Here is a 26,230-nt window from a genome sequence, read left to right as displayed (position 1 = left end):
TTCTCACTTCTATTCATTCAAAGGACCAGTAATGTACACCCCACGGTTCCAATTTCAATGATAATACTTGACTGCCTTTTGTTAAGTGAATAAATGGGTCAGCTCGCAACCGCTGATTTTCGTCTAGCCCGGTCCCGCTCGCATCGAGGACAATATGGCGAATACGCATGTTCTTAGGAAGGTCGTCAAGGTGGAGCTTAATAAATACAGCAGTATCTGAAAAATTCCAAAGCATAAGATTATGCATTTGCAACTTTGTATCGTGTGTGGCAAAACCATGCACTTTGTCATTTGACGATACTTTTAATTGGTTGCCTGCCATCCGGGATAGCAACTTAAAAGAATAGTAGGCGGGACGAATTTGATTTTGATAGTCAATCAGGCCACTAAATTGCGCTTGCCTGTTCCACCAACGGGTCATAAATGCTGCGCCATTACGTGAAAATTCCTTCGCAAATGTTTCATATGATACATACCAGTCCCTGATTTGATAATAACAAGACCAGTCTAAACCAACGTCTTTCATTTGCCATATTGTTTCAGCTACGTAACAGGGTTGAAACCTCGGGTCAAGTACAGGATTAAACAAATCAATATTCCATTCATCCATGATGGTTTCGGGGTGCAAATCAGGATAATTTCGCAGCAGGTTCTTTACATATTCAATTTGCATTCTGATAGCGGCGGGACTATTATTATAATTGTGAAACGATACAAAATGCAGGGGCAATTTATTAGCTGAACATACACTAAGCAGTTTTGGCAAAATGGGCGACTGGTACGAGGCTAAAGCGGGACCCCCTACTCGTGCATGTGGATCTGCACGCAGAATGGCTGCTGCGGTATGCTGGTAATAGAGGGCATAACTTTCGGGTTTAAAACGGTAAGGGGTTCCTCCATCTTCCCCAATGTCCACTTCATTTCCAACCTCCCAATACTTGATACCGATACCCATATGCAGGTAATGTCTTACAATAGTGGCAACAAATTCTTCCCAACCTTTGTAATCGTTCGGCTCTACTATATCCTGGTCGATTACAGGGAAGAACACTTTGGGCTTTAAACAGAAACTCATCAGTGGCTTGGCTCCTGTTTTTATGATTGACAATACCATGCTGTCAAGCGAACTGAAATGGTATTTTCCCCGCTTTGAGAGAACGTTATAATACTCACTGACAAATAACCGGATAACACCGGGATGTAATGCCCTGATTTCTGTTAACCTGCCATCCAGCATAGGCTCTTCAGACAGTCCGCCCTGGCCTAGGCCCATTTGCTCCATTTTCATCGGGCCAAGTTCGTTGGCAAATCCTACGGTTACATCAGTTTCCTGCGCTGCGATGCAACTGCTGACAATAATGGAAATAAATAAGAAAAGGGGTTTTATTTTCAAAATAAATTCAGTTTAAAGTAATCGATATGTAAAATGAAGCAACTCTTTTGACAGATTTTACTGTTTAGAGCGCAGGGTTTATAGAAACGATGATTATAATTATGACGAAACGACGTGTAATGCATGATTCAGATTAATAGGTAGCAGCAACTACATAGTTTCTTTCCGATGGTTTAGCAATGATAATGTACTCCTTCTTTGCATTGAAATTTTTCCAAATGTGGTGATTAACAACAACGGAACGAATGAGTCTGCCTTGTGGGTGCCGAAATCGTATCAATAATTCTTTTGGAGGGTTGCGGTTTGAAATACTGATGGCGGCTGTTATTTTATTTTGTGAAGTCTCACTTTTGATAGTAAAAGAAACAGGACCAAAATAGGTTGGGGCATTCTTAACGTCAATTTGTTTTCCATTCTCTAACCATTTTCGTGGTATGGCCTGGCCAATCAGTAGGGTGTCATAGCCCAACTCATTTAAAAGCATCTTCCTGTATAATTCGAACCATGCTCCATCTGTACTTGGCGGGCCATAATACTGGCCCCATGCCCAACGATGCTCAAGTGAAGTTAATTGTTCATGCGAAAATCCGCAAGCCATCAGGCTATAGAATGACCGGATAGCTGCCTTGGGATCGTCTCGTAATAAATATGTATTTCCTGCCTGCACGTACACCGGCTCATTGGCAGCTCCCTGATTTTTGAAAAACAAGTTATCTTCATGATCGTTGAGCATCGAAGAAGTTAGCCAACTATATGGATCAAATACCCCGAGCCTTGACAGATGCAACGGGCCACAATCCACGTCGGAAGGATACCATTGATCCAGCAATCGACGAGGAGTCATAGCATCGGTGGGCACGTAATTGATCCAGCTACCATCTGCCAGTTGAACAACCGCAGACTGTACGCTGGCTCGTGCAAAGCCTTTTACTACATCTTTTTTCATTTTGGCGGCAATGGTGATTATCTCTTCAGCGCGCGGATGGTGGTATACAGACAAGGCCTTACCAAAAATTTCAAGGCCCGCAACAAAATATGCCTGAGTAAATGCCCATTCTCTTTCATCGTGAGTAAGATCATTTAAAGGCGCTAAAATTAGCCCCGTTTTGATTGATCCTGCATTTGCTTTACTGATCTGAGAGAGACACCAGTCAACGGTTTTCAGTGAGTTGGGAAGCAATCTTTTAAATTGCTCGCCGTTTCGCGATAAAAGATAATTCTGCGCTATTGTGTACAAATGGGCGGGTGAATACACGCCCCAATTAGCAAAGCCACTAATTCGGCCATCTGATTCTTGCTGGCTTTTAAACATGGCAGCGATTTCATCTTCAGCCACACTATCATACCCCCGCAAACCATAAATCATGTAATCGACGTAAACAGCCTGGTTTATCGGCCAATCTGCATTTTTTTGTCCATAAGCTGTATTGGCATATGGCAGATCCATATGAAATTCGCCAAGACTATCGATTGTATGCCGGGGTAAAATAAGCGAATGCCACAAATTAGCCCGAAACAGTTGGTTTACCGCTGATTCCGGCACCTCAAAACGGGCGCCCTTGCTAATCCAATCTTCCCAATAGCTCATGGTACTTTTCTTTGCGTCTACATTATTAAGTGCACCTAACGTGGCTAATTCTGTCGAAGCAACCGATGGTGAAGGTAACTTTACCACACACTTTTTAGTTTCTCCTGCTGCCAAATCGCCCGATAAGGTTAAAAGTATTTGTTGCCCTTTTTCAAAGGCTTCATTTTTGTCCGTTATTACAGATAGTCCATGACTGGTTTCCAACATCAGTAAAACATCCCCTGTCTGTTTATCGGTAACGACCCAGCTATCGTTGATTTTTTTAACCTCCAGTTCTCCCGACTTCGCTACAGTATTGAAGCTAAAACGAAAGTTGACAGGACCGGGCTTTCCCGAAAGTTTCACCTCAGTAAACATTACACTTTTAATATCACCAGTATTAGAAGTTGACATGTGAGCAAGTGGGGAAGCAAATTGCTGCATTTCACAAAATTGTCCGTTCCTTTCAAGATTAGTAACTACAATTGGTAATCCATTTGTTATCTTCTGTCTCTTCCAAACGCTTTTCTCCCAAACGGGGTATATGCTGAATTTATATGGGGAAGCAAAATCAGGCCGTACTTTTCCAAACCGATCAACAGCGAATTTATATATAGAGCCATGTGCTGCAGCTGTTACTGTTAAATGTCCCGTCGTGCCCATATATGTAGTCTGCCACGGCTCATTCCACTGCAAGGGGTTACCGAAGTCAGTCCATACTTTTTTAAACTGCTCAAGGGATGCGTCAGGGCTTTTATTCACAACGTTAAGAATGCGCTGCCCCTTTAGAGAAGAAAGATGGGTTTTAAAATCAATTGGTTTATCGGCGCGGGTTATAAAAACGTCCTGCTCGGGCAACCACATAGCGCGGTGTTTTACGAGTTGTTCCAAGCTAATGGAAAAGCCCTGCGTTCCTTCCTCATTTAGTTGAATCGTAAGTTTTGGCGCATCGGGCTGTTTCCATGAATCCTCCTTCAATCGTGATACCTGACCAGGCGAACCTTTTTCCAACAGATATCCCCATATCCCATTTCCATTGACCGAATAAGTATCTTTATGTTGCGCTAGCATTCGCGGCGATGCGGATGGTGTCGGCCAATTTACTACAGCTGTCAATTCATCTATGTCACCCGCACCGCAATTCAAAATCGAACGGGCAGCAACCCGATCATTTTTCTCAAGTTCCCTACCACCTAATTTCGCAATCGTAAGACCGGGTGAAGCGCTTAGCAATTTCACAGTCTTGGTGGTTCTATCAGTTGAGGTACAGCCGAACGAAATTTTGAGTTGAAGGGTTTGAATTTCCTGCAAGTGTTTTTGAGCGGAAATGGATTTAGTAATGATTAAGTTGCCAAACAGTAAAACAGAAAAAGCGGTAGTTTTAGTTAAATCTTTTATACAAATCATCATTACTCCTTTGTAATAAAAATAGCCTCTTATCTTCTCTTAGCGTTAAAATTTATTTCTACTTTGATAAGTTTCCTTTGCAACATCATTTCTATTCCACCTTTGTTATAATCTAAAATGATCTCAATTTTTTCTGCATCTACTGCAATTCTTTTTTATTTAAGAAAGGGTAGTTAGCTTTTTTCCTTCATTTGTCTTTTGAAAAATTGCCAGGAATTAATAAAAACATCCATATCCCCTGGAAAGGAATGCGTTCCCCCTGTAACCTGGAAAAGAGTTACTTCAGGCTTTCCCTTCGTTTTAAAAGTAAATTTTGTCATCGTTTGGGCATTGGCTGTATCTCTATCAGGCAATTGTTCTACCACCGGCTCCCCTTTATATCCAGCTAAAGTTGCCCAATAGTTGAAGGTCTTTGTCGTTGAAAGGACACCTCCAAACGAATGTCCATTTACCATCATTTGTCCACCTGTGTAAGGGTTAACGGGATCTTTTGTACCATTGGTAATCATAACGGCTACAGGTATCTTTGACTCAGTACAATCTAAATTAGCAGAATCGGGCAAATTAGCGACAATAGCGCTTATTCCTTTGCACGTGGCAGGCATTGTTAAAGCAAGTTTATAAGCCATATGGCCACCACCGGAAAGGCCTATTGCAAAAAAGCGCTGACCATTAACCTGATAATTTTTTGTAAAATAAAGAATCAAAGAGTCAAAAAAAGCCTGCTCATTGATATTTTCGAGGTTAGCAGCACTGGTGGCCGCTTTACGACATTCGTTCCAGTAATTTTTATATCCGTCAGGGTAAACCAAAAACACCTGTTCCTTGTGGCTAATTTTTTCGAGGGTTAAGGCAGGTTTCATCATTTCTATTCCATTGCCACCTGATCCATGTAGAACAAATACCAGGTTGTAATTCTTTGTTACTCCCATGGGTTTATTAAAATGAAAGATCCGGTAATGGTTTTCAACCAAGACAGAATCGGTAATGACCTGGCTGTCTGCGGTAAAAAAGCAAACAACAAATAAAATAAGGCACAAAGTTTTTTTCATCATCCTGGTTTTATTGCTTGAACTGCAATCACGCTTACAAATATTGATTTCCCTGTTAGCAAAGTGTGAGCAACAGACATTTCCAGCTTAAATGTAGTACTAAGTTCCTAGAACTATCGTTGTTAACAGCCTATTCTTCAACCGCAATTTGGATTTTGCCTGTTCACGGGAGGGTTTCCAATCCGTGTCAGTGTTGGTATCTTTAAAATCGCAATAGTAAAATATAAATTTTTTACATATCGAATTCACTATTGTGTTTATTTTCAATAAGTTTTAAAAAAACTTATTTTCAATTAAAACATTTTTTTGTTGGAATAAAAACGCCTCCTATATTTGCACTCCCAAACGGGAAAAAGGGAGCATAGCTCAGTTGGTTTAGAGCATCTGCCTTACAAGCAGAGGGTCCGCGGTTCGAACCCGTGTGCTCCCACTTATAAATAAAGCAGTTAAGATAAAACTTAGCTGCTTTTTTCGTTTATGTGACCACAAATGTGACCATAAAGCAATGGCGACCAGAAAGGGGTAAAATATGGACTCTGTCGCAGCTGCTGCAATGACTTCAAAAAATACCTTTAAGTCCAACGCTTAGGGAGGCTGCAAATTCGCGGGTGCCGTGTTTGCAATTAGTCCTGTGGGAACAGCCAGTACACACCAATCAGTGACAGCTTTGTGGAGCAATCTAAACCATCTTGATGTTTTTGTAGTAAGAAACGATGGAACTGTTTCAAGCAGCTTTTGGAAAGCTGGAAGTTCTTGGGTGCCCCGGTTTGCAATTAGTCCTGTGGGAACAGCCAGCCCAAACCGATCAGTGACAGCTTTGTGGAGCAATCCAAACCACCTCAATGTTTTCCGCTGTCAATTCAGCTTTTCTTCTCAGTTCTTCCTGCAGCTCCTCTATAAAATGTAAAATCTTAGGATTTCTTAGTAGCTTGAATACCCCCACTGCTGCAACGTCATCAGTTTTTGCCGAATAACCTGCACGCTTATATGCTTGAGTTCCATTTAAATCTATAACGTATTACTGAGCAAAACGAATTTGTTTAAGGGTGAGCATATAACAAAAATAATCCAAAAGATTACTATATAATCAAAAAGATTTTTACAAGCATAATTTCGAAAGATAAATAAAAAGTTGAATTATATAAAACTTCTGAGTTAGTAACATATTGTTACTATTAAAGCTTTTTATTCAGTTTGGAGGTATTTATTTTCGCGATGAAAAGACATTTTAATTCACGCTTTTGTCAAACAATTTAAGCCAGAGATGTTATGTGTAGCTTTTCTGTTAGTTTTACATATTGCTTGACAAAATTGCTTTAAAACAGCTCAAAATGAATTGTTTAACTATGTGTGTTATACAAAACACAAGAGGCCAAAGTATGATATATACCTTGACCTCTTAGCTAAGGTGGTAACCTTAGTTTTATCGTTAAGTTCATTAATTGACCATTTCGTTAATCATTAATGAACAGTTACCAAAGCTGGTGTTTCTCACACACCAGCTTTTTTGTTTTGTAAAAGTAATCATACAAACAAATACTCTTATCTATTTTATTAAAATTTTTACACTTAGCCGCATTTTTCCCCACTTTTAACCATTTTTGATAATGGAGATCTCTGAATTAAGGTAGATTTATTATAAATAATTCAATTTTCCCATAATTTTAAATCATGGATCAGGAAATATTTGAAATACCTTTTCAAATATAAAGCGGAAGTTAGAACGGTAATACCAAACGGTCCTGACAATGCGGATCACCAAATTTGGATGAATGGGAGTTATGCTTTTACGATAAACTCTCACTAAGAAGAGTGCGACGAGCTTTGTTGGAAACCAAAAGATCCTGAGTTGATTTTGAGTTGGTGTGCGTCGTGGGAGAAGCTATTGAAAAACATTATTTATAAAAAACAGCTAACCTATGTGCAATTACAATGGAATAAGAGTAAGCCGTTCAGAATTTATACGGCTCAGGAGCTTGAAATAGAGGTAGAAAAGTACAATTTAATGCCGACCAGTACGGAACGGGTTTGTTTACCAGGATTGGCCTGTAATACGGCCCTCTTCAGAATGTAGATACGAGATGGTGATGATATGGAGTGGACTTTTCTTCCGTCCTATCTTAAAAATCGAGAAGCGGTAAAAAGGTTTAGAAACGGCTATAAAAATGAAGCTACAGGCAAATGGGTACTGGGTTTCACAACTTTAAACGCTGTCGGAGAAGAATAATTATTGACGCCAGGCAAAATGTACCGGGATGCAGCACGTAACAGGAGGTGCTTATTTCTTTCATCCGGATTTTTTGAGTGGCAGCATTTTCAAGAAATTGGAAAGAGTGGTAAATTATTAAAGTGTAATAAACCAGGTAATTTGTACTTGGATCGCTTTGTTCTCGTTAACATCATAAAAGTTAATACCATAAAAAGCCTAAAACAAATACGCAATATTCACAGCGCTTTTCATTGCTTTTTAATCACAAATCCATTTACAACTTAACAAATTGTTTATACATCACCTTATCTCCGCTGATAACTTTTATAAAATATACTCCATTAATCAATGATGAAACATCTAAGCGAACGTCTGTTGAAGTTACAGAGTGAATGTTTTTAATAACCACACCAGAGGCTGATAAAATATATAACTCGGTTGTTTTATTCTGCCGTCCGTTGATAGAAATATGCAAAGTATTTTNAACTGAAACAATTAGGCTATGAAGTACAACTGGCATCATAAGTACAAGGCCGATTCTTATTGGTGAAACAATCCCGTCGGTGAAATTGGTTTTGCCTGCTTATAAGCACTTAACATTGTACAGCTATAGTACGGGGAAGAAAATTTTTAATCTTTAGCAGGCGCACTTATGATGCTTTATTAGTCAAACTCCAACCCTTACCCTTTCGCTTAACATCAATCCATTACTAAGGTGGCCTGGTGAAGAAAAAGTATTTGCATAACGTATTAAGAATTTTCGGAAGAAAAGAAAAATAATAGCTCCAATTGATTTAAGTGATTTTAAAATACCGGAAGAGGAAAGTGATGCTATTTATTTGTCCCATGACGAAATCCGAACTATTTATCAAACAGACTTGACTGCTTACCCTCATCTCTTCGAATACAGGGATCTATTTGTGTTGGCATGTTTAACGGGACTGCGTTTTTCTGATTTTTCTACCTTAAAACCTGAAGACCTAAAACGGGATATGCTGTATAAGAAACAAGCCAAGTCGGACCATTGGGTTATTATTCCACTAAGGGAAGAAGCAAAGCTTATTTTCACAAGGCAATTCAAGGATAAAATACCGGAACTAACCAATGCTGAATTCAACCGTCATATTAAAACTATAGGAAAGTTGGCTGGAATTAATCGGACAACTACGTTCTCATATAAAAAAGGAAATAAAGATATTGCGTTCGCTAAACCCAAATATGAATGGATAACCACCCACACAGCTCGTCGTTCGTTTTGTACAAATGAATTTTTAGCAGGAACACCCGTTGAGCTAATAATGAAGATTAGCGGCCACAAAAGTGTAAAGGGCTTTTATAAGTACATCCGGATTACCCCGGAAGAAGCGGCAAGAAAGATTAAAGAATTATGGTTGTCAAGGAATGATATGAAATTAATTAAAAAGCGGGATAATGTTCTTGCAGTTTAACATTCTTACCAAGAAGAAAATCAGCGGATTTATGTAGGCTGGATAACGTTTAGCATTTTAGTAGTTGTTCTTTTTTGTCCAGCTTAAGTTGCCTTCACATTGTTACTTCTGCCATCAGTAAGTCCTCCATAAATGTTAAGTAACAGGTTACATTGTTGCTGAACAAGCGAAAGAAAATTGCAATACTTAATTATCTAATATTGCGTCAACGATAAATACTGATTCCCAGTCCAATTTACCTCCCGCCTCTTTTGAAAGTTCCACTGATATCGAGTTATGTTTTAATGCATTTTTAAATAGTAGGGAGAACAGAGTTGGAAAGTCTTTTTTACTTTTTTCAATACCAATTTTTTATTAAATTTCTTCTGTCCCGAATTTAAAGGTTTAGTGAGCTGCTTTTGAAAATTAATTAATTATAAAGAATGGTATACAGTTCACATCATTGTTCCTGCAATTTCAAAATATGGTTGATGATAGTCAGCTATTATTTTTAAACTACTTACCCGATCTCCTAGTTTTATTCGCCTTTACTAAAGACATTTTCTTGAATAGTGCCGATCCACGTTACAATACCACCATTTATATTTATTTCCTTAGAAGATACGAAGCTGGCTCCTTAATAGTTTTCTTACAGCCGCATTTAGAGTCGATGGCTTTAATTTTTGGCTTTGATCACTTTAGTATGGGTTCTTTGGCTGCCTTGCCGTGCTTCAATAATATAGCTTCCTGCCAGGTATCGAGCACCTAAACGAAAGCGTTGACCTAACGTTGTGTCCGTTCTTTGCTCTATTAATCTGCCGCTCATATCAAATACCCGTACAATTAGCGGCTGATTGTAATCATGCCCCTGTACCTGGACAGCAAAGGCTCCATTTGATGGATTAGGACTGACACTGATGTGAAACGAAGAGTCATCCCCTGTAACGAGTGTATCATCATCCATAATTGTTACTACTGCTACGCTATCCTTAATAGCGGCATTCCATGAACTTGTTAAGAGGACTGCAAACTGCTCATTATTCTCATACCCGCTGTCATCAATAATAGGAATAGTTATATTAGCTGTTGCGACACCGGGGTTAAACAGCAGGGTATCTTTGCCCCCTAAGTAATCTTGGGGATCTATGGCCGTTTTATCCTGTGTAGTATAGCTTACGCTCCCGGGCAGAGTAGCAGGTGCAGAGAGGCTAACCGTTACAACAGCCTGCTTTTTAGATTCCTGTACTGTTACATCTGCAATGCTGATAGTAGGCGCCGGAGTATCCAGTTGGTACGCTGCTACTATACCATAAGTATTAATTGTATCGATAGTGAGAGAACCCACTACATATAACCTGTTTTCACGTAAGGCAATATCTTCTATTAGAGCGTCTCCATTAAAATCAGTGATTACTTTTCCGTTCATGCCAAAAGAAGAGTCCAATATACCATCAGCTGTATATCGGGCAAGGGCAAAGTCACGAGCAATTACGGGAAAATCAATACTAACATCAGTACTCCCAGCCGCTATGATCTTGTCTCCCTGCAGCGCAATCGAATTTGCACCATCATCAGAGTTATTAAAATCGGTTATCACTTTCCCATGCTCTCCAAAAGAAGAGTCCAATATACCATCAGCCGTATAGCGGACAAGGGCAAAGTTTTTAAAATCGCCTGCAAAATCGACACCAGCATCATCAGTACTTCCAGCCACTATGATTTTATCTCCCTGAAGCACTAACGAAGTTGCTATATTAGTTATGTGATTAAAGGAAGTTGTTTGCCTTCCATGCTCTCCAAAGGAAGAGTCCAAAATACCATCTGCCGTATATCGGGCAAGGGCAAAGTCACTATGAAAATTATTAGTTTGAAATTGAGCACTTCCAGCCACTATGATCTTATCTCCCTGCAACGCTATTGCACTTGCATTTGCATAACTATAGAAACTATCAAAATCAGTTGTAACTATTCCATTTATTCCAAAAGAAGAATCCAACATACCATTGGCAGTATAGCGGGCAAGGGCAAAATAAGTATTGTTATTGGCATAGCCGGCCACTATGATCTTATCGCCCTGCAGCACGATTGAATTTGCCCCATCATTGCCACCATAACCAATTATCACTTCAAAATTAGTTGTTACTAGTCCACTCACTCCAAAGGAAGAATCTAAAACACCATCAGTTGTATAGCGGGCAAGGGCAAAATCTGCGTGGGGATAATCACCGGTGGCTCCTGCCACTAATATCTTATCTCCCTGGAGCACTATCGCATTTGCGTGATCATTGGAGTTATTAAAATCAGTGGTTACTTTTCCATTCACTCCAAAGGAAGAATCAAAAGTACCAGCAGTAGTATAACGTGCAAGGGCAAAGTCACTGTTATAATAGTTAAGTGCATACCCTGCGGCTATGATTTTGTTACCCTGAAGAGCAGTACTTGTGAAAGAAGTTTGGATTGTAGGAAAATGACCTGTAAGTAACCCATGCCCTCCAAAATCTCCAAAAGAAGAATCCAAAGCTCCATCGGCAGTATAGCGTACAAGGGCAAAATCCTGATTGTTATTTACAGAATTATGAGCGTCTCCACACATTATGATTTTGTCCCCCTGGAGTGTTATTGCAGTTGTACCTTGATAGGAGCTATTAAAATAAGTCGTTACTTTTCCACTCATTCCAAAGGAAGCATCCAGGATACCATAAGCCGTATACCGGGCAAGGGCAAAGCCATCGTTCCCAATACCAGGGTTATAAGTAGGTCCTGCTACTATGATCTTGTCTCCCTGAAGCGTTATTGAATTTGCCTCATCATAGGAGTCATTAAAATCAGTTGTTACTCTCCCATTTACTCCAAAGGAAGAATCTAAAACTCCATTAGCCGTATAGCGGGCAAGGGCAAAGTCATAATTGGGAGAATAGCCAGTATATCCCGCCAATATAATTTTGTTTCCCATAAGAGCTAACGAATTTGCAAAATCACCAGAGTTATTAAAATCAGTTGTTACTTTTCCATGCTCTCCAAAAGAAGAATCTAAAACACCATCGGCAGTATACCGGGCAAGGGCAAAGTCATAATTAGGATAATCACCAGTATATCCAGCCACTAAGATTTTATCTCCCAGGAGCGTTATTGCATTTGCCTGATTATAGGAGTTATCAAAATCAGTAACTATTTTACCATCTACTCCAAAAGAAGAATCCAAAGCACCATTGGCAGTATATCGGGCAATGGCAAAGTTGGTTTTATTATTAGAATACCGATAAGTATATCCAGCTATTAATATCTTCTCTCCCTGGACTGTTATTGCATTTGCACCATCACCTGAATTATTAAAATCAGTAGTTAATCTTCCATTTACTCCGAAGGAAGAGTCCAAAGTACCATCAGCCGTATAGCGAGCAAGGGCAAAGTCATAATAAGGAGACTTACCAGCATCTCCGCACACTAAGATCTTGTCTTCCTGAAAAGCAGCACTGGTAGCATCTAGGTCTACAGCGCTTGAATAGCCTGCATAACCATAAGAGGAATCGAGCCTTCCGTCAGGTAGATACCTGGCAATTCTTGAGTTATGATAATTAACCAGTCTTGAGTTATCATTATTAACCCGTATTACAACAAAGATATTTCCAATAGCGTCGGTGAGCACAGCATTTCCTCCCTCGAATAAAGTATTTGCATTGCTAAAAAAAGCAGTTGTTTGTATGCCATTAATTCCAAAAGTGGAGTCAAGGGTGCCTGATTGTCCAGTTGCTTTAAATATGCAAACCCAAAACAGCAGTAAACATAACTTACCCATAAAAATAATGCTCCTGTTGTTAGTTATCAGGACTGCTATAGTAATTATATCCGTGGGTAATGGTCAATGAAGCAAAGCTCTTATTGCTAAGGTTATACGTTACCAATAGTCACATTCAGAAAACGACCCGACATTAAGATCTTCACCGGGCTGTTTATAAAACTTTAATTACCATTTTTATCCTGACTAGTAAAGTAACCTAAATTACTTACATTTTAATGAATAATAAAACAATTTAGAAAACAGCCATTTTATTAACTGGTATAACATTATGCTGGGTCTTATGGTGTGCTGATATTATTGAAATAAAGCTAAGGTTAACATCTTCATACATTTAGTCATTCCCTCTACCTTTTCCACTACATCATTGATTTTGATTTGCTGTCCTTCTCTTTTCACGTGAATTAAAATGGAAAGATTTATTATCTTTAAAAATGTACCAACAGTTAAAGTCAGCTATCGCTAATTACATCTCTTTCACTGAATCAGAATGGAATTATATTCTTTCTTGTTTCAAGCCTTTAAAACAAAAAAAATACAGAACTGGTCCATCTCGAGAAAGTTGCTACGACACTATACTTTATTAATAATGGTGCTATCCGTACATATTTTTTACGAGATGTGGAGGAACTTCATTCCGGCTTTTTTTTTTGAAAATAGTTTCACTACTTCTCTTTCCAGCTTCTTACACCAAACCCCCGGATTATTGTCCTGTGTATACCATCCGCACTACAAAAGAAAGACCTGATGGGAAAGGCAAAAAAGATGCATATGAATGGTCTAATCTGCCAGCTTTAGGAACTGATGAAGTAGTAGAACAAAGGTCCTTATTTTGATAATCCATCTAGCTTACTTTTGCTTAATGCCAAGTGTATTCCCAGTAGAACCAAAAACCAATAATGAGATACTACGACAAGGTGATAAACCACTGAAAATTTACTTTGGAGCTGATGCATGGGGACGAACAGAGTGGCTAGGTGAAGTTTATCCCTCTAATTGCAAGGAAAAAGACTTTCTTCAGTATTATACCCAGTATTTTAATGCTGTAGAATTAAATGCCACTTATTACAAAANATATACACCTAANGAAATAAAAAACTGGGCTGATAAAGCAGAAGGACAAGACTTTCTTTTTTGTCCTAAAATACCCCAGCGGATAAGTCATTATAGTTCATTCATNCATGTAGAGGACAAGACANAGGAGTTCNTCAATAGNATTTCGGCNTTNGGNNANCATTTAGGACCCGTTATTCTCCAGGTAAGTAATAAATTTTCGCCCAAAAGAAAAGAAAATCTTTATAACTATTTGAGAACACTTCCCAAAAATATTCAATTCTTTCTAGAAGTTAGACAGCATGAGTGGTTTGAGGGGGAAGAGTATGAANACCACTTGAAGTTCCTTAAATCTGTAAATGTAGGATCAGTTATAGATGACTCTCCTGAAAGGATTTTACATCTNGGTNTNACNATCCCTAAATGNTNCATCAGNTATACACCTNCAGGCGATCTTACCNGNGTTAAAGAATGGTATGATAANATAAANGAATGNGGAAGTAAAGGATTAACGGAAGCCTATTTTTTTGTACAGTCACTGGAAACACAGAAAGTTCAGAAAAAACAGCTAGAAGCTTTGCAATATTTTAAAAATTTAGTTGTGGGTGTATAACTATATTTCTCTTCGTTCTATAATTGCCCCAATTTCTTCTGCAAGCTTTGTTCTTCCTGCAGGTATCTCCTGCCAATAGTCAAATTCTTTTTCATTCAATGCTGTTTCAATAATAACCGTTCTTGTAGGTAAGCTAACAATATATTGCATATCCAGTCCATTAACTACTGGGGCAACTTCAATTGTTACCCCGCAGTATGCAATTTTAAAAGGTTCCTGTATTGCTGAAATAAAATAAAATTAGTATTTTGGAGCACAATATTACTTCAATGCCAGAGATACCAGATATAGAAGTATTTGCGTATAACCTTAAGCAAAAGCTAGCGGGTAAAAAATTAGTGAAGGTGGAAGTTGTAAATGGCAAAAAACTTAAAGACACTCCAGAAGAAATATCATCAGCTCTGGAAGGGAAAACTCTAAAAGACATTTATAGGTCAGGAAAGGAATTTCCGTTTGTATTTTCAGATGAAACAGTACTTGGAATGCATTTAATGCTTACAGGAGACATCATGGCTTTGTCGCGTCTGTAAAAATAAAAGTATGTATTATCCTTTTCCCTGATAATTATGCCGCCATAGAACAAAATGTTTTGAAATAAGTACACCTAGGAAAAGTAACTTGTTCCTTTTTAATCATCCTTACTATTTCTATTCCTACTAAGGTCCTTGATGCTGATTCAAAACTCTTAAAACCAAGCATATTCTGAATTCTCCACTTTATAAATCTATGATCCCCTTCCACCCCATTATTTAAATACTTACACTGTCTTATCCGTATCTTCTTTAAGGACCTGTTATTATAAGTTCTGATCGCTTCCTTATTAGCTCCACTCTTATCGATACTAACCACTTTGGGACAGCCATTGTTACTAATAGCTTTCAGTAAAAATTTATGTGCTGCCAGTTTACTTCTCCTCCTGGTTAATAGAAAATCAACTGTCTTTCCTTCCTTATCAACCGCTCTATACAAGTACATCCACTCTCCTTTCACCTTAATATAAGTTTCATCCATCCTCCAGCTATTACCAACTAATTTTCTTCTTTTCTTTAATACAACTTCAATCAAGGGAGTAAACTTATATACCCATCTTTGTATTGTAGCATGATCTACCCTTATTCCTCTAATAGACAATAACTCTTCCACATCCCGATAACTTAAACTGAATCTTAATTTAAAATATACCGCTTGTAGAATAACTTCTTTAGGAAAACTGTGACCTTTAAACGTCCAACAAATCTACTTACAACGATATACAAATTACAACTGCGACAGAACCCTGTTTATTGAAAAGCTTTCCCGTCTTGCGTAGTTTTTCCGATTTAAGGATTTTTAGTGCTATGACAGAACCTTTTGCTTCCAGTGTCCTGGACAAGTAAAAGCCTCCTATTTTATGACTATGAGCATAAGTTCTTAAGTTGCAACGAGGTGTTGTCCTTCAATTACTGGAGACCGATTTCCGTTGCATTGACGCAATGTTAGGAGAGTACCTCCTTAAAAATTTAGCTTAGTACAGATGGTTCGCTGCTTAAAGATACTCATGTAATTATTCATAACAGATCTATTGAACGTTACCTCCTAAGGAACGATACAGATTAATAGTTGCGTAGAAACTTTGTTTTTTAAGGTCTATTTGTTCCATTTCTGCCTGAAGTACGCTGCCTTGTGCTATGATAACTTCAAGATAACTGGCGTAACCTGCGAGATAAAGGTCATTAGCAGTCGATACACCTTCGGTTAAAGTTTTAACTTCTTCCACTTTTAAATGATACGCAGTGGTAAGATGATCTATTGCCTGTAACTGTGTTACTACTTCCTGGAAGCCTTGTACTATGTTTTTTTGATAATTGTAAAAAGCATTTGCCTGTTCAGCGTTGGCAATATCAACTCCGCTGATTATAGCTTTGCGATTTAAAATTGGTCCGGCAAGCGAACCGGCAACTCCTGCAGCAACTGATGTGGCTGAAAACAATAGCGGAGCTTTGAAAGCGTTTAGACCGATGTAAGGATTGATATTTAAAGATGGTAGAAGTGCTTTTCTTGCTGCACTTATATCTGCCTTTGCTGCTATTAACTCCAGTTCTGCCTGTTGTATGTCCGGCCTTCTTAATAATACTTCGGTTGGAATGCCTGCCTGTATTTTTTGCGGAACTGCTTTTGCAATGATTGATGTGTCTCTGTCTATAGTTTTTGGAAAACGGCCAAGCAGGCTATTTAGTTCGTTTTCTGTTCTTATTCTTGATTGTCGTATTACTACTTCGGCGCCCTGTGTGTGCAGTACCTGTGCTTTAAACTGCCTTACTGCAAGAGCCGTTGCACGCCCGCCAGCCATTTGCGCTTCAACAACTTCAAGTCCTCTTTTTTGCAGTTCAATGTTTCGTTGAATGATCTGTAACTGGTAGTCCAGCGCCATCAACTCGTAGTACAGGCTTGCAACTTCAGATACAATTTGAGTTGTGAGCCATTGTCTTCCTTTCTCGCTGGCCAGATACCTCGTATATGCGGCTTTTTTTCTGTCTTTAAGCTTACCCCAAATATCGGCTTCCCACGAACTCCTGAAACCCAAAAAGAAATCAGGTGTCGGATCAGGAATCGTTTGATTATGGTCGATATTCGGCGATTTGTTTGTATCAAAATTACCCACCCCGTTCATGCTGTATTTGGAATACCTGTCTACTGATGCACCTACAACTGCATTTACCAATGGAAGCTTCGCCGCAGTTGCAATTCTTGTATTGGCTCTTGCTATTTCAATTCTCTGCAGCGCAACCTTAAGATCAAAATTGCTGGCTAAAGCAGTATCAATCAAACGTTGAAGCTTTTTATCTGTGAAGAATTCTTTTAGCAAAATCTTTGGACTGGTAGTGTCTGCATTTGCTGTAAAGGTTGCCGGTATTTGCACTGCCGGCGGAAGTTCTGCCTGTTTTACAGTGGCACAGCCTGTTATAGAAAATGCTGCTATTATTAAATAGGATCTGATATATCTGATCATCGTTTATTTACTCCCATACCCCGGGAGGGGTGTTTAAATTCGTTAATTAAATGTTCTTTTCGAATGTTCGCACCAGAAGTCCTCACTTATTGCCTAAACTCCTAAAGAGGCTCTTCAAAGACGAGTCGAACCTGCTAATTTTTTGTTGCAGTACAAGTGTGCGACGCAAGGATGTTCAATAGACTTTCTGCTGCCGGTACCAAAAAGGTTTTCTTTATTTTTTATCAGTGTGTTTAATTGACTAAAGAAGGTTTATGTGTAACCTGGTGCCCATCGAGGGCAATCTGCGGAGACTCATTTTTGCGCTTTTTCTTTTGACCAATCGAAGCAAAAATGGCATACAGGCCGGGAATGAGCAGAACGCCAAAAACGGTTCCGAACAACATACCACCGGCAGCGGCAGTGCCGATAGAACGGTTACCTAACGCACCTGCACCTGAAGCGATACACAGAGGAATAAGACCTGCGATAAAGGCAAAAGAGGTCATCAAAATAGGACGTAGCCGAGAGACAGCGCCTTCTTTTGCAGCAGCTAACACCGTATAACCCTGTTTGCGTCGAAGCTCAGCGAACTCCACTATCAGGATGGCATTTTTACCTAAAAGGCCTATTAGCATTACCAGGGCAACCTGTGCGTAAATATTGTTTTCTAAACCGGCGATTTTCAGCGTCAGAAATGCACCAAAAATGCCGGTCGGCAACGAAAGTATTACGGGCAACGGCAGCAGGAAGCTTTCGTATTGTGCAGCTAATAACAGGTACACAAATACCAGGCAAATGATGAAAATAAACACCGCCTGGTTTCCTGATAAGATCTGCTCCCTCGTCATGCCTGACCATTCTATGGTATAACCTTTCGGCAAAATTTTAGCAGCCGTTTCTTCTACTGCCGCTATGGCATCGCTGCTGCTGTATCCTTCTCCGGCGTCACCATTAATCATAGCAGACGTGTACATGTTGTAACGGCTGATCTGTTCGGGACCAAAAACTCTCTCCATTTTTATAAAAGTGGAGTACGGCACCATTAAACCTTTATCGTTCTTTACATGCAGGTGCAAAATATCTTCCGGCTTGCTTCTGTATTGCGGATAGGCCTGCAACATCACCTTATACATCTGTCCAAACCGGATAAAGTTTGTAGCATAATAACTTCCTACCAGTGTTTGCAATGTGCTCATTGCGTTATCAACGCTCACACCTTTTTGCGCCGCCATATCCTGGTCAACGTGTATCATGTATTGCGGAAAGTTTGGATCGAAACTGGTGAAGGCACCTGAAATCATTTTATGAGCCCTTAATCCTTCAATAAACTTTTGAGTTACCTCTGCGGTCTTGTTTAAATCTCCGCCACGGTTCTTATCAAGCAATCTTAGCTCGAAACCGCTGGCATTACCAAAACCCGGAACAGTAGGCGGAGCAAAAAATTCGATAGAGGCATCGCTGATGTGTTTGGTTTTTTGTTTCAACTCTTCTATCAGTTGAGAAACGGAGGAATTACGTTCTTCCCACGAAGAAAGATTTATCATCGCCATACCATAAGAAGCGCCGCTAATGTCACTCATCAAACTATAACCAGCCAAAGTACTGACGTTTTCGACAGACTTAAATTTCTTCGTTGCTACCTCAATATCGTCCAACACTTTTTCTGTACGTTCAACTGTTGAACCTGCCGGCGTAGTTACATTTACATAGATCATCCCTTGGTCTTCTGTAGGTATAAAACCGGACGGCAGGATGGCACTAGCGCCCCATGTGGCCAGGAAGAAGAATAGTAGTAAAACAATGGTGACTGGCTTTCTCACTGCAAGCCTGCTTACCAGTGTTCCGAACTTTCTTTCGGTTGCGTTATAGCCTTTGTTGAATACGTTGAAGAATTTATCGAGCAAATTCTTTTTCTTCTTACCATGAGAATGTGTAAGCATTAAAGCGCAAAGTGCAGGAGTAAGGGTTAGTGCATTTATACCCGAAATAACAATAGATATTGCCAATGTAAGTGAGAACTGCCGATAGAATACACCAACCGGGCCCGAAAGAAAGGCAACCGGAACAAACACTGCCGACATTACCAGTGTGATTGCCACAATTGCACCGCTGATTTCTTTCATTGCAGCAACAGTTGCTTCTGTTGCATTCATGTCGTCGTGCATCATTTTTACGTGGACGGCTTCTACAACCACTATTGCATTATCTACGACAATACCGATAGCAAGCACAAGGGCAAAGAGGGTAAGTATGTTGATAGAGAAACCAAATATTTGCAGAAATGCAAGCGTACCAATTAAGGCAACAGGCACGGCAAGCGCAGGTATGAGGGTCGATTTAAAATCCTGCAAAAAGATGAACACTACTATAAATACCAGTACAAAAGCTTCCAGCAGCGTGCGTAGTACTTCATGAATACTTGCATCCAAAAACCTTGATACGTCATAAGCATAATTGTATTCCATCCCGGGAGGAAAGGTTGTTTCCTTTAGCTCAGCCATTTTTGCTTTGATATTATTGATAACATCCCTTGCATTTGAACCAGGACGCTGCTTTATCATAATCGATGCGGACGGTCTTCCATCCGTTTTAGATACCATGTCGTAACTAACCGTTCCAAATTCAATATCTGCTATGTCTTTTAACCGAACCAACCCGCCATCTTCTTCCGCTTTCAGTACTACTTTTTTATAGTCTTCAGGGGTATTGAATTTGCCGGTGTATTTTAAGACATACTGCTTCACCTGGGTATCTTTTCCTGAGTTTTCACCAGCAACTCCGGGGGCAGCTTCTATATTCTGTCTCCTCAGCGCAGCTATCACTTCTTCACTGGAAATGTTATATGTAAGCATTTTGTCAGGCTTTAGCCATACACGCATAGAGTAATCTCTTGCACCCATGATGTCAACAAAGCCTACACCATCAATACGTTTTAATTCCTGCAAAACATTTATATCAGCAAAATTGTAAATGAACTCTTCGTTCATGTCCTTGTCCTTGCTCAACACGTTCAGGTAAAGCAGCATGCTGTTTACCTCTTTTTCCGTTGTAACGCCCGCTTTAATCACCTCTTCAGGCAATTCGTCGAGCACAGTAGTTACACGATTTTGCACGTTTACTGCTGCCCGGTCAGGGTCAGTGCCAACATTAAAAAACACCTGTATCAATGTAACGCCATTGTTGCTGCTTACAGAGTTCATATACGTCATGCCCGGCACTCCATTGATTGCTCTTTCAAGCGGTGTCGCTACGGCTTTTGCACACACTTCAGCATTAGCACCGTTATAACTTGCTGTTACTACCACAGAGGGCGGCACGATATCCGGAAATTGCGTTATAGGCAGTTTGAATAATGCAAGCACACCTAGCAGTGTGATTATAAGCGATATCACCAGAGACAACACCGGTCTCCGGATAAACATTTCTATCATCTGGTTAATATTGGTAATGCAGGTAAGGCTCTTAACAAGCTACCATTGCATCTGTATTATAAGATTTTGATTCTTTTATAGCAGAGAAGTATCTATTTAGTTATTTTGGTAATCAACGGCACATCAGAGTTCAACATCGTTGTGTCACTCACTTGTACTTATAACTTCTCGATTCAGCTTTTTTTAAGCGAATACTCCTTTTTTTTAATCTACGTTGTATCTATTTTACTACTACTAAACCTGTACTTTGAATTCGTGGTTTTATTTCTGCTCCATCACGTATGTTTTGCACGCCTTCATACACAATTTTGTCACCTGCATTTAAACCTGACTGCACCACATAGTATTCGGAAATCCGTAGTTGAGGGGTAAAACTTTGCATCTTTACTTTATTATTTTCTCCCAATACAAAAACAAAGCTCTTGTCCTGTATTTCGAGCACTGACTTTTGAGGAACAAGCAACTTGTCTTCAAGGTTACTTACCAGTTGTATTTTACCCGACGACCCGTGCTTCAACATGTTTTTTGGATTAGGAAATTTTGCTCTGAAGGCAATGGAGCCAGTATTTTCAGAAAACTCTGCTTCCTGCGTTTCTATCTTACCTTTAAATGGATAACTGGTGCCATCAGACAAAATAAGCGCCGCTGCCTCGTTTTCGCTAAGTTTACCGCCTGCCGTTTTTTGGTGTTGCAGGTATTCATTTTCAGATACATTAAAGTAGGCATACATTTCTCCGTTATCAGAAATGGTGGTAAGTAAGTTTCCATCATCCACGACACTTCCCATCTTCATCGGTATCCTGTCGATTACCCCACTAAATGGAGAACGAACAGACAAATAACTTATCTTAGTTTCAGCATCTGCAATAGCTGTTTGTGCTTCTGCCACCTTCGCAATTGCATCAGCAACCCTTGCTTCTGCAAGGTCAAGCTCTGACTTTACGATAACTTTTTTATCTACCAGTACTTTTACTCTTTCCATCTCAAGCTCTGCAATTCTTGCAGCCGCTTTTGCACTTTGCATATTCGCTTTAGCCTTATTCAGGTCATTAATAAACTCCTTATTCGAAAGTTGAAACAATAGTTGACCCTTTCGTACAGGTCGCCCTTCATCAACATATATTTTTTCTATGAAGCCATTCACTCTTGCGCGTATTTCAACATTCTTTATTGCCTGTATGTCTGCTACATAATTCTGCTGAAGGGAAGTATCTGAATATTGCAGTTGTATTACCGGAACTTCAACAACTTCTGTTGTTTCTTTTTTCTCTTCTTTACCTGCGCATCCGGCAATAAAAGTTGCAATAAGGATAACGCCTATCCAATTATTTCTCATGGTTCAATAGTTTTTAAACTGCTTTAAAAATTTAATGATGCTGCAAATGAGTGCACTTAAACAATCATTTATACAGCTACAAAACAATTGTCTTTAATAACAAATGAATGGTTATTAAAAAAACTGTTGTTACAATAAAAAAATGAAACAGCTCAAAAAGGAGTTAACCGAAAGAGAAAATGATGTAAGTGGGTAAGAAAATGAGGTCTGCTGTAGGTGATGATCGAATTGATGAAAATGGAAACTTCATCAAGATATTTAATAGGTATTTTCAGACCAGGAAAAACTGTTGTGTTCCTATACTTCTTCTTGTATTTCGTCAGTGTCTGCTTAAAATGTACTGATTTTTTAGCATATACAATTTTTTCTAAAGTTGAAGGATTTATGATTGGATTATCATCAACAACATTTGTAAGGATATTAGAGTAGGCGGACGTTTGGTTATTTAAAGACAGGTTAAATACGGGCGGTAGGGATGTATTAATTTCTTTCCCAAACGATATTTGGGCGGCAACAACAATGGTAACTAAAAGTAAGTGGAGCTTTGTAAAAATTCCCATTCTTGTCTTTTATTTATTATACACTTTTTGGAAGTGCAAATGTAAGTCCCAATTTTAAAAAGGTCACAAGAAAAGTGTGCCAAAATCTTTCTAAGATCATAAAATTACTCTCCTTTTGGATATTAGTTATGACAATATTTGTTGCAGTGCAGGCATCTTCATAAATAGGAGAGTTAGGCGCATGATTCACTGTCCTTTCGTTACTTCTTCGCTACTTGGTATTTATAGAAACTACTGCTCTCCCCCCATATCGCCTTTAGTATGGTGCCTATACCTACCGTAATTGCTTTTCGGGGAACATGGGACAAACTAGCAAATTCATCAGCGGCATAAAATGGGTAATATTATCTAAGGTGATAAGTCTTGTTCGCAAACTGACACGAGAACTGGGTTCGTTAAATGTATCCTTGTCAAAAGTAGAATACGTAGTGCCTCCTGAAGATGGCTCACATGATATTGTTTTATCTGATACACCACCGATTGCCCCTCCTGCACTTCTTCATAACTTTGCCGGCAATAAAACGAAATGAAAAATATTGCTGTAGCAGAAACAATAGAAGCGTCAAAAGAAGTGGCAGATAAAACAGTAATGCCCATTCTGTTAACCATTAGCCTTTCGCATTTATTAAACGATACTTTACAATCTTTAATCCCATCTATTTACCCTTTGGTAAAAGAAACTTATGCGTTAAGTTTTTCACAGATTGGATTAATAACGCTAACCTTTCAGCTTGCCGCTTCGTTGCTGCAGCCTTTTATAGGATTTTATACCGATAGAAAACCGCAGCCGTTTTCGCTTTCGATCGGCATGTCACTGACGTTGACAGGTTTAATTGTTTTGGCATTGAACCATAGCTATCTGGTCTTNTTGCTATCTGTTGCCTTGATCGGATTGGGATCTTCAGTGTTTCATCCGGAAGCAAGCAAGGTAGCTTTTATGGCAAGCGGAGGGCGTAGAGGACTTGCACAATCNATCTTCCAGGTTGGTGGGAATGCAGGCAGCGCAATAGGTCCGTTACTGGCCGCTGCCATCATTATTCCCTACGGTCAAATTTCTATTTTATGGTTCTCTCTGCTGGCTTTGCTTGCAATAGGCCTGCTGATCGCCGTTGGTAAATGGTATAGCCGGAATATGTATCGTATTAAAGGGAAGCGTTCGCGCAACGGGGCCGCTACCGTAGGATTGTCTAAAGGACGGGTTACCGGAGCGGTCATTATTTTGCTTGTGCTGATTTTTTCAAAATACTTTTACCTGTCATGCATCACAAACTATTATACTTTTTACTTATTAGATAAGTTTCATATCTCGGTACAAAATTCCCAGGTGTACCTTTTTGTGTTTTTATTTTCTGTTGCAGCCGGAACATTGTTGGGAGGTCCGCTCGGCGATCGCTTTGGGCGCAAGTATATCATTTGGTTTTCGATTTTAGGGGCGGCTCCTTTTACGATATTATTACCCTATGTTTCGTTATTTTGGACGAGCGTCTTAACTGTCTTTATTGGTTTTATTCTTGCATCTGCCTTTTCTGCCATTCTTGTATATGCGCAGGAACTGATTCCGGGTAAAGTTGGTACTGTAGCCGGGCTATTCTTTGGATTTGCTTTTGGAATGGGCGGATTAGGTTCTGCTTTACTGGGCATGCTTGCAGATCATACAAGTATTCAAAATGTTTTTAAAGTTTGTTCATTCTTACCATTAATTGGCCTGCTCACAGGCTTTTTGCCCAACATTGGTGGCAGGAAGAAACAATTATGATTTTGTCACAGTCTCAGCCACTCATAAATGATAAAGTAGATCGGAAGAGGAGCGCTATGACCATATTACAACGCTGATGGTCTATAAAAAGGTGGAGGAGTTTTTATAACAGGAAATAAGCAAAGTAAAGAGGTTGACGCCGAAGATACATGTGCTGGTATTAGACTTTTATAGTAAATGAATAAATGCAGTTGCCAGTAGAATGATCCCAAACTGCTTCTAATTTTCAGTCTACTTCAGAAAGACGCGGTTCTTTTTCATCTCATAACAGTGGCAAGTACGAACAGCTCATGGAACCAGATTAATATTTTCCGTTAATAGAGTATTACGAGTTTCATTTGGCAGAAGATTTCATAAGCGGCCGTGCACCGAGCAATGCAAATAAGGTAATAATAGCAGTCAACGCAAGAAAGTACCCGACATATGGAAGACCATATTTTGTGGCAAGCATTGTAGCAAGATATGGTGTAAGCGAGGCACCTAAAATGCCTGCCAATGTAAAGGCTAACGATGCGCCGGTATAACGAACAGATGGTGGAAATATCTCAGCTAAAGCAGTGCCGATAGGTCCATAAGTTAAGCCCATCAAAAACATTCCCAACGATAAAAATGTGGCAGTAATTACGAGGCTACCAGTTGTAAATAATGGAGCAAAAGCAAGGCCGAAAAATATAATAGCGATCGTTGCAATGAGGAGCATTTTGTTATGACCTTGCAGGTCAGCAATATATGCCGATAGTGGTATCCCGATAGCAAAGAATAGCATCGAGATCATTTGCATTATTAAGAAATTAGCTTTTGAATAATGCAATGTATTAGTTCCCCAACTTAGCGTAAATACAGTCATCAGGTAAAACAACAAAAAGGTTGTAACGGTTGCCAATGTACCAAGTGAAATGGCCTTTGTGTTTCTCGAAAAGACTTCTACAACCGGTACTTTGACCCGAGTTTTCGTATTGATAACCTTTAAAAATTCGGGTGTTTCGGTAATTTTAAGACGGACAAATAAGCCCAGCCATACTAATACAGCGCTCGCAATAAACGGTATTCTCCAACCGTACGAAAGAAAATCTGCATCACTCAGAACTTTGCTTAAGGTGAAGAATATTCCGGTAGACAAAAGAAATCCGATTGGAGCTCCAAGTTGAGGAAACATACCATACCACGCCTTCTTATGTGCAGGCGCATTTTCCGTTGCCAGCAGCACTGCGCCACCCCATTCTCCACCAAGCCCAAGTCCTTGTCCAAATCTAAATAGCGCCAACAATATGGGAGCGGCAATACCAATTGAATTATAACCAGGCAAAAGCCCGATGGCAACAGTTGACGGTCCCATTGTCATTAATGCTGCTACCAGGGTTGCTTTCCGGCCCTTACGGTCGCCGAAATGTCCAAATATCGCTGCTCCTAACGGCCTCGCAAAAAAGGCAAGCGCAAACGTCGCCAGAGATTGCAGTGTTGATGAGGTTGCATCGGCAGTAGGAAAGAAAAGCTTCGGAAAAACGAGTACAGCAGCGGTAGCGTATATATAAAAATCAAAGAATTCAATAGTAGTTCCTATAAGGCTTGCAGTAAGTATGCGGCCAACAGGATTAATAGGGGGCGATTGCTCGTTCATAAACTCAAGGTTAGCTTTTAATGGCATTAAATACTCCACGT

The 26,230-nt window shown here is 39.5% G+C and carries 21 protein-coding genes and 1 tRNA gene; 8 read left to right on the top strand and 14 right to left on the bottom strand.

All coding sequences use genetic code 11. The features are described 5' to 3' along the window. Positions 1-13 precede the first annotated feature (13 nt). The 3 genes from B154_RS0111605 to B154_RS0111595 all read right to left on the bottom strand — a co-directional run bounded on the left by B154_RS0111605 (position 14) and on the right by B154_RS0111595 (position 5,419). Positions 14-1,393, bottom strand: coding sequence for a GH39 family glycosyl hydrolase (locus tag B154_RS0111605; protein WP_018614389.1), 1,380 nt, complete (start codon positions 1,391-1,393; stop codon positions 14-16). A gap of 133 nt (positions 1,394-1,526) precedes the next feature. After that, on the bottom strand, positions 1,527-4,370 hold the full coding sequence (locus B154_RS0111600; RefSeq protein ID WP_157580677.1) for a hypothetical protein: 2,844 nt from the start codon (positions 4,368-4,370) through the stop codon (positions 1,527-1,529). 170 nt (positions 4,371-4,540) lie between these two features. Beyond that, positions 4,541-5,419: a CE1 family esterase gene (locus B154_RS0111595; protein ID WP_018614386.1), complete on the bottom strand. Its 879-nt coding sequence runs from the start codon at positions 5,417-5,419 to the stop codon at positions 4,541-4,543. A 355-nt stretch (positions 5,420-5,774) separates the two neighbouring features. Here B154_RS0111595 and B154_RS0111590 point away from each other — a divergent pair. Next, positions 5,775-5,849: transfer RNA gene (locus B154_RS0111590), tRNA-Val, on the top strand. A 183-nt stretch (positions 5,850-6,032) separates the two neighbouring features. Continuing rightward, positions 6,033-6,326 (top strand): hypothetical protein, encoded by a 294-nt coding sequence (locus B154_RS32330; protein WP_018614384.1) that lies wholly within the window; start codon positions 6,033-6,035, stop codon positions 6,324-6,326. Here B154_RS32330 and B154_RS33860 read toward each other — a convergent pair. After that, the gene (locus B154_RS33860) at positions 6,225-6,431 is read right to left on the bottom strand and encodes a terminase small subunit (protein WP_083934951.1); all 207 of its coding nucleotides are present in this window, start codon (positions 6,429-6,431) and stop codon (positions 6,225-6,227) included. The genes B154_RS32330 and B154_RS33860 overlap by 102 nt on opposite strands. Before the next feature lie 1,080 nt (positions 6,432-7,511). Between B154_RS33860 and B154_RS33610 the strand changes: the two genes are divergently transcribed. Further along, positions 7,512-7,646, top strand: a complete 135-nt coding sequence (locus B154_RS33610) for a hypothetical protein (protein ID WP_018614383.1) — start codon at positions 7,512-7,514, stop codon at positions 7,644-7,646. A 256-nt stretch (positions 7,647-7,902) separates the two neighbouring features. On the opposite strand, the gene B154_RS0111570 is transcribed toward B154_RS33610, so the two are convergent. After that, positions 7,903-8,148, bottom strand: coding sequence for a T9SS type A sorting domain-containing protein (locus B154_RS0111570; RefSeq protein ID WP_425423110.1), 246 nt, complete (start codon positions 8,146-8,148; stop codon positions 7,903-7,905). A 319-nt stretch (positions 8,149-8,467) separates the two neighbouring features. Here B154_RS0111570 and B154_RS28375 point away from each other — a divergent pair, with 319 nt between their 5' ends. Next, the gene (locus B154_RS28375) at positions 8,468-9,076 is read left to right on the top strand and encodes a site-specific integrase (protein WP_018614377.1); all 609 of its coding nucleotides are present in this window, start codon (positions 8,468-8,470) and stop codon (positions 9,074-9,076) included. Between the two features lie 655 nt (positions 9,077-9,731). Here B154_RS28375 and B154_RS0111560 read toward each other — a convergent pair. Both B154_RS0111560 and B154_RS32325 read right to left on the bottom strand, forming a co-directional pair. Next, a complete protein-coding gene (locus tag B154_RS0111560) occupies positions 9,732-12,851 on the bottom strand; it encodes a Calx-beta domain-containing protein (RefSeq protein WP_018614375.1) in 3,120 nt (1,039 codons plus the stop codon). Between the two features lie 703 nt (positions 12,852-13,554). Beyond that, entirely contained in the window at positions 13,555-13,695 is a 141-nt protein-coding gene (locus B154_RS32325; RefSeq protein WP_018614373.1) for a hypothetical protein, read from the bottom strand. 18 nt (positions 13,696-13,713) lie between these two features. Between B154_RS32325 and B154_RS33855 the strand changes: the two genes are divergently transcribed. Then, positions 13,714-14,517 carry a DUF72 domain-containing protein gene (locus tag B154_RS33855; protein WP_018614371.1) on the top strand — a complete coding sequence of 268 codons (804 nt, stop codon included), beginning with the start codon at positions 13,714-13,716 and terminating at the stop codon, positions 14,515-14,517. Here B154_RS33855 and B154_RS32320 read toward each other — a convergent pair whose 3' ends face one another. Then, complete coding sequence (locus tag B154_RS32320) at positions 14,518-14,667, bottom strand: hypothetical protein (protein WP_018614369.1); 150 nt, start codon at positions 14,665-14,667, stop codon at positions 14,518-14,520. It lies immediately after the preceding gene. A 119-nt stretch (positions 14,668-14,786) separates the two neighbouring features. Between B154_RS32320 and B154_RS0111540 the strand changes: the two genes are divergently transcribed. Beyond that, positions 14,787-15,047, top strand: coding sequence for a DNA-formamidopyrimidine glycosylase family protein (locus tag B154_RS0111540; RefSeq protein WP_018614367.1), 261 nt, complete (start codon positions 14,787-14,789; stop codon positions 15,045-15,047). A 34-nt stretch (positions 15,048-15,081) separates the two neighbouring features. On the opposite strand, the gene B154_RS0111535 is transcribed toward B154_RS0111540, so the two are convergent. From B154_RS0111535 to B154_RS0111515, 5 genes are all read right to left on the bottom strand, one after another. After that, on the bottom strand, positions 15,082-15,753 hold the full coding sequence (locus tag B154_RS0111535) for an IS6 family transposase (protein ID WP_026260126.1): 672 nt from the start codon (positions 15,751-15,753) through the stop codon (positions 15,082-15,084). Between the two features lie 322 nt (positions 15,754-16,075). Continuing rightward, a complete protein-coding gene (locus tag B154_RS0111530; RefSeq protein ID WP_018614363.1) occupies positions 16,076-17,506 on the bottom strand; it encodes a TolC family protein in 1,431 nt (476 codons plus the stop codon). Between the two features lie 233 nt (positions 17,507-17,739). Further along, positions 17,740-20,919 carry an efflux RND transporter permease subunit gene (locus tag B154_RS28365; protein ID WP_018614361.1) on the bottom strand — a complete coding sequence of 1,060 codons (3,180 nt, stop codon included), beginning with the start codon at positions 20,917-20,919 and terminating at the stop codon, positions 17,740-17,742. A gap of 220 nt (positions 20,920-21,139) precedes the next feature. Next, positions 21,140-22,255: an efflux RND transporter periplasmic adaptor subunit gene (locus B154_RS28360; protein WP_018614359.1), complete on the bottom strand. Its 1,116-nt coding sequence runs from the start codon at positions 22,253-22,255 to the stop codon at positions 21,140-21,142. A 152-nt stretch (positions 22,256-22,407) separates the two neighbouring features. Continuing rightward, on the bottom strand, positions 22,408-22,815 hold the full coding sequence (locus B154_RS0111515; protein WP_018614357.1) for a hypothetical protein: 408 nt from the start codon (positions 22,813-22,815) through the stop codon (positions 22,408-22,410). Positions 22,816-23,114: 299 nt separating this feature from the next. Here B154_RS0111515 and B154_RS0111510 point away from each other — a divergent pair, with 299 nt between their 5' ends. Together B154_RS0111510 and B154_RS0111505 are read left to right on the top strand one after the other, a co-directional pair. After that, complete coding sequence (locus B154_RS0111510) at positions 23,115-23,345, top strand: hypothetical protein (protein WP_018614355.1); 231 nt, start codon at positions 23,115-23,117, stop codon at positions 23,343-23,345. Next, positions 23,342-24,571 carry an MFS transporter gene (locus tag B154_RS0111505; RefSeq protein ID WP_018614353.1) on the top strand — a complete coding sequence of 410 codons (1,230 nt, stop codon included), beginning with the start codon at positions 23,342-23,344 and terminating at the stop codon, positions 24,569-24,571. The genes B154_RS0111510 and B154_RS0111505 overlap by 4 nt, the downstream gene beginning before the upstream one ends. Positions 24,572-24,905: 334 nt before the next feature. On the opposite strand, the gene B154_RS0111500 is transcribed toward B154_RS0111505, so the two are convergent. Further along, positions 24,906-26,228, bottom strand: coding sequence for an MFS transporter (locus tag B154_RS0111500; RefSeq protein WP_211217487.1), 1,323 nt, complete (start codon positions 26,226-26,228; stop codon positions 24,906-24,908). Between the last annotated feature and the right edge of the window lie 2 nt (positions 26,229-26,230).

It is taken from the genome of Segetibacter koreensis DSM 18137, assembly GCF_000374045.1.
Taxonomy (GTDB): domain Bacteria; phylum Bacteroidota; class Bacteroidia; order Chitinophagales; family Chitinophagaceae; genus Segetibacter; species Segetibacter koreensis.
The sequence above is the reverse complement of the archived record's forward strand: the minus strand, read 5'-3'. Positions and strand labels throughout refer to the sequence as shown.

Coding starts and splice junctions, on each gene's coding strand:
- B154_RS28360 (WP_018614359.1), bottom strand. CDS start 22,255: ATGAGAAATAATTGGATAGGCGTTATCCTTATTGCAACTTTTATTGCC.
- B154_RS0111595 (WP_018614386.1), bottom strand. CDS start 5,419: ATGAAAAAAACTTTGTGCCTTATTTTATTTGTTGTTTGCTTTTTTACC.
- B154_RS0111515 (WP_018614357.1), bottom strand. CDS start 22,815: ATGGGAATTTTTACAAAGCTCCACTTACTTTTAGTTACCATTGTTGTT.
- B154_RS32320 (WP_018614369.1), bottom strand. CDS start 14,667: ATGCAATATATTGTTAGCTTACCTACAAGAACGGTTATTATTGAAACA.
- B154_RS0111530 (WP_018614363.1), bottom strand. CDS start 17,506: ATGATCAGATATATCAGATCCTATTTAATAATAGCAGCATTTTCTATA.
- B154_RS0111560 (WP_018614375.1), bottom strand. CDS start 12,851: ATGGGTAAGTTATGTTTACTGCTGTTTTGGGTTTGCATATTTAAAGCA.
- B154_RS28365 (WP_018614361.1), bottom strand. CDS start 20,919: ATGATAGAAATGTTTATCCGGAGACCGGTGTTGTCTCTGGTGATATCG.
- B154_RS0111510 (WP_018614355.1), top strand. CDS start 23,115: ATGGGACAAACTAGCAAATTCATCAGCGGCATAAAATGGGTAATATTA.
- B154_RS0111600 (WP_157580677.1), bottom strand. CDS start 4,370: ATGATGATTTGTATAAAAGATTTAACTAAAACTACCGCTTTTTCTGTT.
- B154_RS32325 (WP_018614373.1), bottom strand. CDS start 13,695: ATGGATTATCAAAATAAGGACCTTTGTTCTACTACTTCATCAGTTCCT.
- B154_RS0111540 (WP_018614367.1), top strand. CDS start 14,787: ATGCCAGAGATACCAGATATAGAAGTATTTGCGTATAACCTTAAGCAA.
- B154_RS33610 (WP_018614383.1), top strand. CDS start 7,512: ATGGAGTGGACTTTTCTTCCGTCCTATCTTAAAAATCGAGAAGCGGTA.